The sequence below is a fragment of the Chryseobacterium capnotolerans genome (assembly GCF_021278965.1).
GTDB classification, from domain to species: domain Bacteria; phylum Bacteroidota; class Bacteroidia; order Flavobacteriales; family Weeksellaceae; genus Chryseobacterium; species Chryseobacterium capnotolerans.
Map to the genome: position 1 here is coordinate 2,130,477 of NZ_CP065589.1, position 12,417 is coordinate 2,142,893.

10 protein-coding genes and 1 pseudogene are annotated in these 12,417 nt (G+C 36.2%); 6 read left to right on the plus strand and 5 right to left on the minus strand.

Features of this window, described 5'->3' with window-relative positions:
• Positions 1–4: 4 nt before the first annotated feature.
• Positions 5–949 carry an aldo/keto reductase gene (locus H5J24_RS10160; RefSeq protein WP_068943283.1) on the minus strand — a complete coding sequence of 315 codons (945 nt, stop codon included), beginning with the start codon at positions 947–949 and terminating at the stop codon, positions 5–7.
• A gap of 383 nt (positions 950–1,332) precedes the next feature.
• The gene (locus H5J24_RS10165) at positions 1,333–3,144 is read right to left on the minus strand and encodes a hypothetical protein (RefSeq protein WP_068943282.1); all 1,812 of its coding nucleotides are present in this window, start codon (positions 3,142–3,144) and stop codon (positions 1,333–1,335) included.
• 271 nt (positions 3,145–3,415) lie between these two features.
• On the opposite strand from H5J24_RS10165, the gene H5J24_RS10170 reads away from it, so the two are divergent.
• The 6 genes and pseudogenes from H5J24_RS10170 (at position 3,416) to H5J24_RS10195 (ending at position 10,214) form a co-directional block, all read left to right on the plus strand.
• A complete protein-coding gene (locus H5J24_RS10170) occupies positions 3,416–4,438 on the plus strand; it encodes a ligase-associated DNA damage response exonuclease (protein WP_068943281.1) in 1,023 nt (340 codons plus the stop codon).
• Entirely contained in the window at positions 4,435–6,015 is a 1,581-nt protein-coding gene (locus H5J24_RS10175; protein ID WP_068943280.1) for an ATP-dependent DNA ligase, read from the plus strand. Before H5J24_RS10170 ends, H5J24_RS10175 begins: the two co-directional genes overlap by 4 nt.
• Before the next feature lie 2 nt (positions 6,016–6,017).
• Entirely contained in the window at positions 6,018–8,468 is a 2,451-nt protein-coding gene (locus H5J24_RS10180; protein WP_068943279.1) for a ligase-associated DNA damage response DEXH box helicase, read from the plus strand.
• A gap of 127 nt (positions 8,469–8,595) precedes the next feature.
• On the plus strand, positions 8,596–9,207 hold the full coding sequence (locus tag H5J24_RS10185; RefSeq protein ID WP_068943278.1) for a 2,3-bisphosphoglycerate-dependent phosphoglycerate mutase: 612 nt from the start codon (positions 8,596–8,598) through the stop codon (positions 9,205–9,207).
• A 133-nt stretch (positions 9,208–9,340) separates the two neighbouring features.
• A pseudogene (pdeM, locus tag H5J24_RS10190) lies at positions 9,341–9,943 on the plus strand (ligase-associated DNA damage response endonuclease PdeM); the annotation flags it as partial.
• 52 nt (positions 9,944–9,995) lie between these two features.
• Positions 9,996–10,214 carry a hypothetical protein gene (locus tag H5J24_RS10195; RefSeq protein ID WP_068943276.1) on the plus strand — a complete coding sequence of 73 codons (219 nt, stop codon included), beginning with the start codon at positions 9,996–9,998 and terminating at the stop codon, positions 10,212–10,214.
• A 192-nt stretch (positions 10,215–10,406) separates the two neighbouring features.
• On the opposite strand, the gene H5J24_RS10200 is transcribed toward H5J24_RS10195, so the two are convergent.
• The 3 genes from H5J24_RS10200 to H5J24_RS26180 all read right to left on the minus strand — a co-directional run bounded on the left by H5J24_RS10200 (position 10,407) and on the right by H5J24_RS26180 (position 12,222).
• Positions 10,407–11,360, minus strand: a complete 954-nt coding sequence (locus tag H5J24_RS10200; protein ID WP_068943275.1) for a nitrilase family protein — start codon at positions 11,358–11,360, stop codon at positions 10,407–10,409.
• 63 nt (positions 11,361–11,423) lie between these two features.
• Positions 11,424–11,891 carry a helix-turn-helix transcriptional regulator gene (locus H5J24_RS10205; RefSeq protein ID WP_232816283.1) on the minus strand — a complete coding sequence of 156 codons (468 nt, stop codon included), beginning with the start codon at positions 11,889–11,891 and terminating at the stop codon, positions 11,424–11,426.
• Between the two features lie 124 nt (positions 11,892–12,015).
• Positions 12,016–12,222 carry a DUF6597 domain-containing transcriptional factor gene (locus H5J24_RS26180; protein ID WP_429832517.1) on the minus strand — a complete coding sequence of 69 codons (207 nt, stop codon included), beginning with the start codon at positions 12,220–12,222 and terminating at the stop codon, positions 12,016–12,018.
• Positions 12,223–12,417 lie beyond the last annotated feature (195 nt).

Here is a 12,417-nt window from a genome sequence, read left to right on the forward strand (position 1 = left end):
GAAACTAGTTGCTCACTTTAGTAAGCAATTCGATATCTTCCTGATCTAACACAAGCTTCGGTGCATTGAATAACGTTTCAAGCTGCGAAGAACTTGTTGCACTTACAATAGGTGCTGTAATCAATGGATTGGCTAACAGCCATGCTAAAGCTACTGTTCCCTGGTTGCTATGATGCTTTTCACTCACCTGATCCAATGCTTTTAAAACTTCCAAACCTTTTGGGTTTAAGTATTTTCTTACTCCTTCTCCTCTTGCACTTTTGGCAAGGTCTGCTTCATTACGATATTTTCCGGTGAGGAAACCTGCTGCCAGCGACCAATATGGAAATACACTCAGATCAAATTGTTCTGCCAAGGGAGCATAGTTTTTCTCAAACCCTTCTCTTTCCAATAGATTATAATGAGGCTGTAATGCAACATATTTAGGCAGATTGTTCTTTTCAGAAGCCTCAAAGGATGCTTTTAAACGTTCCGGGGAAAGATTAGATGCTGCGATATAACGCACTTTTCCAGCCTTAATGATTTCATCATAAGCAGAAAGTGTTTCTTCTACCGGAGTAGTTTGATCGTCAAAATGGGTATAATAAAGATCAATATGATCCGTTTGAAGTCTTTGCAGCGATTCATCTACTGATTTCAGGATATGCTTTTTACTGATATCGTAGCCATGTTCTTTCGTTTCAGAGCCTACTTTGGTCGCCAGAACAATATCCTTACGGTTATTACGGTTTTTCATCCATTTTCCGATGATCTCTTCAGACTGTCCGCCTTTTCCGTTTACCCACCATGAATACGTATCTGCTGTATCTATAAAATTAAATCCAGCTTCTGTAAATTGATCCAGTATATCAAAGGATTGTTTCTCGTCCAGCGTCCACCCAAAAACATTTCCTCCAAAATTAATAGGAGCTACTTCTAAATCAGTGTTTTTGATCTTTCTTTTTTCCATAAAAATTATTTTACTAAGTGAGATCTAAGGTAACGAATATTATACTGTATAACCATTCAAAATAGCCATACGATCTATAGTTATTATAAATGAAAAAGCCGATGATTGCTCATTTATTTTGCAGAATATAATAATATAAAAACAGTCTCATAAAAGACTGTTTCTGCTGTAATTGTTATGAACGTAAAGACGCAATTTTTATCTGTATTGTGTATTTTTTTACACAAGATAATTTCAGTATTCTTTTCGTACTAATTCTATGTGACTACGTGGTTAAATTTTTAAAACCAAATAGAGACATAGAGTTATGCAAGTTAATTCAAGTAAATAAAATAATTAATCCATTCATTGTGGTGTATTTTTCAAACTATTGGCGAGACAATCTATTGCTTTTCAATCTGAGGAATTTCAAGTGCTATCAGAATTTGTCTGTATTCCTGTAATTGAAGATTAATCGTTTGTAATCCTTGTTTAAAGAATGCAGATGTATTGAATAGGTTTTGATAATATTCTACTCCCTCCAGCATATTCTTTTTGAATGCATTCCATTTTTTGGTTTGAGATTGGGTAATTTGTACAGAAGTGTCTGCAATTTCCTTTTTCAGATAATCCACATACATTTTCAACTCGTTAATGAACATATTGGGACGGTTATTATCAGGCAGAATATTAGTATTTCCATAAATATGTTTCACCATTTCAGCAAGCGAGACTTCCTTATCAAAAAATGCGATATTCGGGCCTGGGCAGATGACAACACCCTGTTTTTCTCCTTTAATCTCTATTCCCTTCTCCATATAGGCGGCATTCACAAGTCCAACACATAGACAGGCTTTATCTGTAATTTCAGCTTTTTTCTTATCAAAATCTTCTGCAGAGAGAAACTCTTTTTGAAGATAAAGTTCACTAAGTTTAATATCCTGATATTTTTTGGAAGCAGTACAGGTTCCTTCAGGAGAATATTCTTTGCTTAATGCTAATAATTTCTTTGGACATGAGCTTCCATATCTTCCTTTGGATTCTTTCTGTAGTTTTAACAACTCGTTGGAAGTTCCTTTTATGGTATTGAAAGGCACTCCAAGAGGGGAAATCCTACTCAGGTAAAAATCTTTTTCCCTGGCATGTAAGAGAAGGTTTCTGGTTTCGGTATCTACAGAAGTGGCTTCAGGAACCAATAAAAAAGGAGAACCCCATCCCACACTGTCTACATCATAATTGGAGAGTAAAAACTCATGCTCTTCAGAAGTTCCTACTCCACCCTGTACCGTAATTTTCATTTCTAAAGGCTGGGAAACAACCGGTTTGCCTTTTTGTTCTAAAGCATTTATCATTAAGGAATGAGCAGACTGAATCAGGTCATTCTTTTTCTGTCTGAATTCTTCCATGATAGGTCCGAGCAGCATTCCCTCTGTAGCAAACGCATGACCGCCGCAATTCAATCCGGATTCTATTCTGTATTCTGAAACCCACAACCCTTTTTTAGCCAGAAAGTTCCCCTGGATCATAGCAGAACGGAAATCGCTTACCTTAAGAATAATTTTCTTTTTCAACGTTCCGTTTTCATCCGGAAAAAAGTCATCAAATTCTTCCATATAACTGTATAGACGTGGATTCATTCCGGCAGAAAGAACCATAGAAGAAGATAACTTACTCTTTGCAAATCCGCGGAGTGAAGCGTGAGCATCATTATACATGACAGGAAGCTGCTCATTCTTTTTATAGTTGTCTTTATCAACTTTGGTCATGATATTCACATCAATACTTCCCGGAATCAGATTGGCTTCAATAAAATTTTTGACGCTCTCACTCCAGTTGTCTTTTTGGCTGATTATGTTTTGAAGACTGTTCTTCAGATCTGAAGTGTTGGGTAATATGGCCATGAAATCTTTCAGAGCCTCTTTATTTTTACTGATTTCCTGTTTGAAAGATTCGAATTTTTCATTCACGATATCATCTACCATGTCCAGATAAGCAGTAATTCTTTTGGCTCTGTAATCTTCTGTCTTTGTTGGAATTCTTAAATAATCCAGATTAAACTTCTGGTTATAAAAGTTCTTCATTTTTTCCAGAATTTCATCATCAATGATGGAAATCACAGAAGAAATTCCATATTGTGCAACGCGGATCGGGCTATCTATGGTGTAAGCCAATCCCATCACAGGAATATGGAAATTGTGTAACGGTTTAGTTGTCATTATGTTTCAATAAAAATTCTTTATTTAATGCAACTAAAAATTCTTTCAACTAATTCACTGCCTAAAAGTATTGTTTTTTTAATTAATTATGCATTAAATAATATCTGTAATATTGAAAATATGCTAAAAGTCATCTGATGCATTAAAACAGGTTTAGAAATTCATGATCCTTTGTATTATCCAACAATCAAGTCTTGAATTATAATAAAATTAATAGTTTATTGTAAATTGGTTAAGTTTTTGAAGTACTTTATACAAACCTATCACACCATTGAAGCTAATCACATTTACCAAAAAAGGAATTTATTGTCCACAGGGAAAATTCTATATTGATCCCTGGAGGCCTGTGGATATGGCTATTATTACACACGGACATGCCGATCATGCCCGCTGGGGAATGAAAAAATACCTTTGTCATCATTTTACAAAACCTATTTTATACCAAAGAATTGGAGTGGATATTGAGTGCCAGAGTGTAGAATATGGAGAAAAGATCAATATGAATGGTGTTCAGGTTTCATTACATCCTGCCGGACATATCATTGGTTCTGCCCAGATACGATTAGAATATAAAGGATTTGTAACGGTCATTTCAGGGGATTATAAAGTGCAGGATGATCATCTCAGTACACCTTTTGAATTGGTAAGGTGCAATGAATTTGTTACAGAAAGTACTTTTGGATTACCCATTTATAATTGGCTGGAAGTAGATGATCTTAATAAAAAACTTCAGAATTGGGTATTAAAGAATCAGGAAAACAATAAAACTTCTGTGTTTATCGGATATTCGCTTGGGAAAGCTCAGCGAATTATGAAGGCCGTGGAGGGGTTAAGCAAAATATATGTTCACTACTCCATCGGAAAGCTTAATGAGGCTTTTGAAGCTGTAGGAATTGATCTTCCGGAATATACGATTGCTGATTTCAGGGAGCATCCGAAAGAGACAGAACATCAAATTGTTATTGTTCCCCCCGCTTTACTCGACAGTAATGTGATCAAAAAAATTCCTGATCCGGCCACAGCAATATGCTCCGGATGGATGCAGGTTCGGGGAGCAAGGCGATGGCGAAGTGCAGATGCAGGATTTGCTATGAGCGATCATGCTGATTGGAAGGGGTTATTGCAAACTGTAAAAGCAACAGAAGCAGAACTTGTGCATGTTACTCATGGGCAGACAGAAGTCTTTTCAAAGTATCTGAATGAAATCGGAATCAAGGCAGATGTAATAGAAACCCTGTTTGGAGAGGATGAAGAAGTATCAGAAAAAGAAACCATCGAAAATCCGGAATCATGAGACATTTTGCAGATCTTATCAATGCCTTGGAAACAACCAATAAGACCAATGCTAAAATAGATGCTATTATGGATTATCTGGAGCGTGCTCCGGATGATGACAAAGTCTGGTTTATTGCTTTGTTTACAGGAAAAAGACCTAAACGAAATGTCAATACCAATTTGATGAAAGAATGGGCACTGGAGCTTACAGGACTTCCCTACTGGCTTTTTCAGGAAAGCTATTCTTCGGTTGGAGATCTTGGCGAAACATTGTCATTAATTCTTCCGCCACCACAAGAGAAAATAGAACAGAGCCTCTCCCAATGGATGAACGATATTGTTGATTTAAAAGATAAAAAAGAATCAGAAAAGAAAGCATTTGTCCTCCATTCCTGGAATGGTTTGGATTATACGGAACGACTGATCTTCAATAAATTAATTGGCGGAAGTTTTAGGATCGGAGTTTCAGCTAAAACGCTGATTAATGCCTTGACCAAGTTCTCCGGACAGGAAGCAAGTGCATTGATGCACAGTTTAATGGGGAAATGGATGCCTGATGAAGTCTCCTTCGAAGAATTAATCTCTGCAGAGAATGTAAATCCTGATAATTCTAAACCCTATCCTTTCTGTTTAGCCTATCCTCTGGAAAAAAATCTTGATGAATTGGGACAGCCTGATGAATGGCTTGTAGAATATAAGTGGGATGGCATACGAGGACAGATTATCAGAAGAAACGATGAAGTTTTTATCTGGTCAAGAGGTGAAGAACTCATTACGGAACAATTTCCTGAGATCACAGAAGCAGTAAAAGCCATGAAAGGGAATTTTGTTTTAGATGGAGAAATACTTGCGGTAAAGGATGGTAATGTTTTAAATTTTAATGAATTACAAAAAAGATTAAATAGAAAAACTTTAACTAAAAAAATGCTTACAGAAATTCCGATAGAAGTATTTGCCTATGATCTATTGGAACTTGAGAATACTGATTTGAGGGAAAAACCGGTTTCAGCCAGAAGAGCGATGCTGGAGGAATTATTATTAAATGAAAATCCTCAAAACATTAAAATTTCTCAAAATATACATTTTGAAAAATGGCAAGAACTGAACGAGATCCGGGACAATTCAAGAGCTATAAACAGCGAAGGATTGATGCTTAAACAACAAAACTCCCCTTATCATTCCGGCAGAAAAAAAGGCGACTGGTGGAAATGGAAGATCAATCCTTTTACCATTGATGCAGTATTGATTTATGCTCAGAAAGGAAGTGGCAGACGAAGTGCTTACTATACAGATTATACATTTGCTGTAAAAAATGAAGATAAGCTGGTGACCATTGCCAAAGCCTATTCAGGATTAACAGATAAAGAAATCATGGAGGTAAGCAAGTTTGTGAATAAAAATGCCATTGAAAAATTTGGCCCTGTACGAACGGTAAAAGCAGAGCTTGTTTTTGAGATTGCCTTTGAAGGGATTGGGTTCAGTAACCGTCATAAAAGCGGGGTTGCCCTTCGATTTCCAAGAATTGTAAGATGGCGGAAAGATAAAACAGTAGACGAGATTGATACCCTGGAAGAAATTAAAAAATTAATACAATAAACATGGCAGCCTTTGAACATACCAACGGATTTACCATCATTCAGCAATGGATGAAGGATAAAGGCATTGCTCCTTTTAAATTTCAGATGGATACATGGAAGAAATTTGGAAGCGGATATAGTGGTATGGTAGTAGCGCCTACAGGATTCGGAAAAACTTTTTCTGTTTTTTTAGCATTGATCTCAGACTTTTTAAACCATCCTGAAAACTATAAAAAAGGATTAAAAATGATCTGGGTCACCCCACTCCGTTCATTGTCTAAAGATATTGCCAAGGCAATGCAGGAAGCCATGGATGAAATTGGCATTGATTGGGTGGTTGGGGTAAGAAACGGAGACACAGATCCTAAAATAAGACAACAACAGGTCAGAAAGATACCTGAAATCTTGGTGGTAACTCCTGAAAGTTTACATCTTTTACTGGCTCAGAAAAATCATGAAATCTTCTTCAAGGATATGAAATGTGTTGTGATAGATGAATGGCATGAATTGTTAGGTTCAAAACGCGGTGTCATGGTAGAACTGGGAATATCACAGCTTAGGAAATACGTTCCAAAACTTCAGATTTGGGGAATTACAGCCACCATTGGAAACCTGGATGAAGCCATGGATGTTTTGATACCTTATGACATTAAGAAAACAAAAATCACAGCGAAAGAACATAAAAAGATTGATATTATTCCCGTATTTCCTGATGAAGTGGAAATACTACCCTGGGCAGGCCATCTAGGCCATAAGCTTGCAGATAAAGTAGTTCCCATCATCCTTGAATCGAAATCTACCATTGTTTTTACCAATACCCGAAGTCAGAGTGAAATGTGGTATCAACTGCTTTTAGATGCCTATCCTGATTTTGCAGGGCAAATTGCTATTCACCACAGTTCTATTGATGCCCATCTGAGAATCTGGATTGAAGAAAATCTAAGTTCCGGAAAATTAAAAGCTGTTGTTTCCACTTCATCATTAGACCTGGGAATAGATTTCAAACCTGTTGATACAGTGATTCAAATCGGTTCTGCAAAAGGAGTGGCTAGATTTCTTCAAAGAGCGGGCCGTAGTGGGCACTCTCCTTTCGAAACATCCAAGATTTATTGTGTTCCCACCCACTCTTTAGAATTAATAGAGGTTTCTGCTTTAAAAGAAGCCGTAAAGCAAAAAGTAGTGGAGCCAAGAGAGCCTCAAGTACTGTGTTTTGATGTTTTGATTCAATTCCTCATGACTCTGGCCGTTGGAAATGGCTTTTATCCTGATGAAACTTATGAAAGAATTAAAAAAGTATATGCTTTTCAGGAAATCATGGATGAAGAATGGAAAAGTATTCTTGAGTTTTTGACCATTGGCGGCAGTGTTTTAAAAAACTATGAGGAATTTCATAAAATCGTCATCATGGAAGATGGCTTGTATAAAGTAACTTCCCGAAAAATTGCTATGCTTCACCGAATGAATATGGGCGTGATTGTAAGCGATGCCATGCTCAAAGTAAAATTTATTTCCGGTGGTTATGTGGGAATGATTGAAGAATATTTTATTTCCAAACTTAAAAAAGAAGAAAGATTTATTCTGGCTGGTCGAACGTTGGAAGTTGCTATGATTAAGGATATGACCGTCTATGTAAGAGCTGCAAAGGGAAAAGCCCTGGTTCCAAGTTATCTTGGTGGAAGATTGCCATTAAGTTCCAATCTGGGTCATTTTTTAAGAGAAAAACTTTCGCATGCCTTAAGCCCAAAGGCTTCAGAAAAAGAACTTAAATTTCTGCATCCGCTATTGATTAATCAAGAAGAGAATTCTCACATTCCGCAGGAAAATGAATTTCTGGTGGAAATGATCAAAAACCGCGAAGGCTATCATTTATTTATGTATCCTTTTGAAGGCCGTCTGGTACATGAAGTAATGGCCGCGTTAATTGCCTTTCGGATATCAAAACTGGCCCCTATTTCCTTTTCAATGGCAATGAACGACTATGGATTTGAGCTGTTCAGCGATAAGGAGATTCCGTTGAATGAAGAAAATTTACAGCAGATATTAACCCGGGATAACCTGATGAATGATGTGATTGCCAGCATCAATTCTGCAGAAATGGCAAGGCGGAAATTCAGGGATATTGCAGTGATCTCCGGAATGGTGATTCAAAATTATGTCGGTCAGCAACGCTCCAATAAATCGTTGCAAAGTTCAGCCGGGCTCATTTTTAAAGTTTTGGAAGATCATGATTCTCACCACTTTTTAATCAAACAGGCCTATACAGAAGTCTTTAATATGCAGCTTCAGGAACAACGGCTCGTCGAAGCTTTTAAAAGGATTGAAAAATCTAAGGTTATTTTAAAACATTCCCGGTCTTTTACGCCTTTAAGCTTTCCTATTAAGGTAGACAGTTTGAGGCAGACTCTTTCCAGTGAAGGATTGGATGCAAGAATTAAAAGAATGCTGAAACTTTCCAATGTAGCAGATATTTGATATCAGTATTTACTCATAATTTAATCGTATTGTTAGCCTAATATTCTGACAGAATTTTCTTGATAAGTTTAAATATTCGCCGTACCTTAGAGTATAGCTTCCAGGAAGCTAAAATAAAAAATACACAATGGCAAAATTGTTTTTAGTCCGTCACGGACAGTCCCTCTGGAATCTTGAAAACAGATTTACCGGATGGCAGGATATCGATATTACAGAAACAGGAATTGAAGAAGCAAAAAATGCGGGAATTGCCTTAAAAAAGGAAAAAATAGACATTGCCTTTACTTCAGTTTTGCTAAGAGCTAAGCATACCCTTACCATCATTCTTGATGAAATTGGAAAACCCAATATTCCTATTGTCATGGATAAAGCCTTGAATGAGCGCTCTTATGGAAACCTGGAAGGCCTTAATAAAGCAGAAACTGCCCTGAAATATGGAGAAGAACAGGTTCATACCTGGCGCAGATCTTTTGATGTAGTTCCACCTGGTGGAGAAAGCCTTAAAGATACTTATAACAGGGTAATCCCGTATTTTGAAAAAGAAATTACTCCCTTGTTGAAGAAAGGAGAAAATGTATTGATTGTGGCTCATGGAAACAGCCTTCGTGCCCTTATCATGTACCTGGAACATTTATCTCCTGAAGAAATCCTGGAAAGAGAAATTGCAACAGGAGTTCCAGTCACTTATATTTTTGATGAAAAATTTCATGTAAGCAGAAGAGAGAATAATTATTATTAAAACAATCTTTTGTAAGAAAACTTAAACTTTACCCAAAAATCTTTACCTAATTCACTGTGTATATTATTACTAAAGAAATTACCATTCAAAATGAAGTTTTTACGCTGACAAACCAGCGTGCACTGTTTCTGAAAAAGAAAAAGCTGTAATACTTTCTGATCTTCATATCGGAAAAACTGCTCATTTCCGAAAAAATGGCATCGCAATCGCTAATCATATCATGAAAAGTGACCTTGAAAGGCTGTCTGCATTAATTGAGTATTTTCAGCCAGAAAAATTGATTGTAGTGGGGGATCTGCTTCATGCCGGTGACAATTCTGATGTGGATGAGTTTTGCCAATGGAGAAATCAATATCCTGATTTGAAGTTTTATCTTATTGAGGGAAATCACGACCGTATTTCAGAGCCTTTGGAGAAAAAGCTTTGTCTTGATTTTAAAGCATTTTTATTGGAGCTGGGAGCCTTTACGCTGATCCATGATTTTGATAAAGAGAAATCAGGTTTTCAGATCACCGGCCATATTCATCCCGGAATTGTTTTAAATTCTGCGGTGAAAAGCATAAGACTTCCCTGTTTTGCATTAAGTGAAAACCAGTTGTTACTTCCCGCCTTTAGTGAATTTACAGGTCTGGACACCAAAAACCTTCCTAAGAAAAGTAAGTTTTTGTGTTTACAAGTGATGGAATTTATGAGGTTTGAGGTTTTTATTTTAGAATTAAAAACCTCAAATACATAGTAGAATATCACCTGTTAATTAGTATTTTTACACTTTAATCAAAACAATTACAATGAAAAAACTAATTATTTTAGCGGCAAGTGCTGCTATCGTATTTACACTTAATTCCTGCACTTCTGAAAGAGATGAAGATGTTACTCCAAAAAACGATGCGAATTTCAGTAAACAAGGGCTAAAAATAGAATCATCTACTTCTAAAATTACGCCACCCATCCAAGGTGATAATCCAGACGAAACCATTGATCCAACAAAACCAGACAGACCTAGATAATAGAATCATATCATTAGCTTAGTCAAATCAACTTGTTGATTTTTTTCTCTTTGCTTTCTTAAAAATAAAGCAGCATAATTATAAAACCTTGCGTCAAATTAAAAAATACAAGGGCAGACCCATAATCTGCCCTTATATTTTTGATCATTCATTATCCTTCTATTATACAAATTACCTCTGCATAAGTATAGGTTAATTGTCTTTCTCATCCAGCCATACCACTTTTTGTACAGAAGAATGTTCTTTCCCTATAATATCTCTGTAAAGTTCCGGCCTTCTTGCTTTTAAATACCGGTATCCACCAGCCTGCGTAAGCTTTTCAGAAATAATAACAGCAGATGTAAAGCTGTCTTCAAATGACTGGCATTCTGCAATAACATCCCCAAAAGGGTCTATAATCATAGAACATCCATTTTTAAGCTGGTCATCATCCATTCCAATAGGATTTGAGAAAATGATATACGCTGCATTGTCATAAGCCCTGGCAGGAAGCCATTTCATCAGCCAGTCTCTTCCTTTCATTCCGTTAAATTCAAGTCGTAAAGAAGTAGGATCTTCTAGCCTGTTTTCCCAAAGCTGAGGATCTACAAAACCTGCTCCAGGTCTTGTGGAAGGTGTACACATCGTAACATGAGGCATGAAAATAATATCTGCACCAAGCAATTTGGTCGCCCTTACATTTTCAATAATATTATTGTCGTAGCAAATCAGAATACCACATTTCCAACCTTGAATTTCAAATACACAATATTCATTACCTGGAGTAAGATGGGGATTGATGAAGGGATGCAATTTTCTGTATTTGGCTTTCAATCCTGTATGATCTACACATACATAGGCTTTGAAGAGGTTGTTATTTTCATCCTTTTCAAAAAGTCCTGCCAGAATAACGATATTGTATTGCTCAGCAATTTGTTGCAGTCTTTTAATGCTTTCTCCATCAGGAATAAGTTCAGCAATATCCAGCAACTGATCCTTGGACAGGTTTCTGGCAAAAGTATATCCTGTAATAGAACATTCGTGAAAAGCAATCACATCAGAACCTTCAATAGAAGCTTTTTGAGCCAGTTTTTCTATAATACCCAGATTGTATTCCTTGTCGCCGCTTTTATTTTCAAATTGTGCCGTTGAAATTTTAATATTCATTGTTTTTTTCAGCAAATCTATGGCAGCCTGCTAAAGGAAAATTGTATAAATCCGACATGAGGATTACAGCTCAATAAAGTTAACGGCCATTTTATTTTCCGTGTTGGCATATTGTCTGGGAGTAAGTCCTACATTCTTTCTGAACTCCCGAATCAGGTGAGATTGATCGGAATAACCTGCATGATAGGAAAGCAAGGTCATATTTTGACCTTTATTCTCCTGTTTCATAAGACTTAAAAAATAATGAAGCCGGATAATATTGCTGTATGTTTTAGGAGAAATACCCATATAGCTTTCAAACTTCCTTTCCAGGTGGCGTTCAGAATATCCTGTAAATTTTTCCAGATCCTTAGAGAGTACGGTACCTCTATTCTGAAGGATATACTGTTGAACTGCTGCTATAAATTGGTACTCGGTGTCAATTTTTTCAGATAGAAATTTCGTAAAAAATAGATTCAGATCATGCATGATTACCAAAGGATCTGTTTTATAAAAAAGCTTCTCATGAAACGGCTGCAACGCATCTTTCAATACATCTTCAACAGAAACAATCTGATTTTTAGCCTCTTTTGCAGAGGTCTTCAGAAGAATATTTAAAAAGTAAGGCTGAAAAATAACTGCAATAAATGAGAATGTATCTTTTGAATAAAAATCTTTATAAGTATTTAAAGTTCCATAAAAAAAAAAAAAAAGGCATTTGCTCCCCGGAAAGATGAGAGTATAAACGCATATTAGCAGATAAAATTAACCCGGTACTGCCATCAGTAAATAATCTGACGTTCTTGATATCCTTTTCATTGTTTTCCAAAAAGATATAATGCCGGATAAAGGGTGCCAGATGTTTTGGCGGTGAAATCTGCATAGTCAAATGTACATAAATTTTTCCCACAGATAGCTCATAATTCCATAATTAATGCTGTTTGCTGTAAACTTATTTACAGAATATTTGCGGTGATAAAAAGAGATCAACCTTTTGTAAATTTAACAAAATATAATTTGCATATATCTTAGAATACACGAATTATTTTTTATTTGTGCATTCGTGGTAATTAAAATA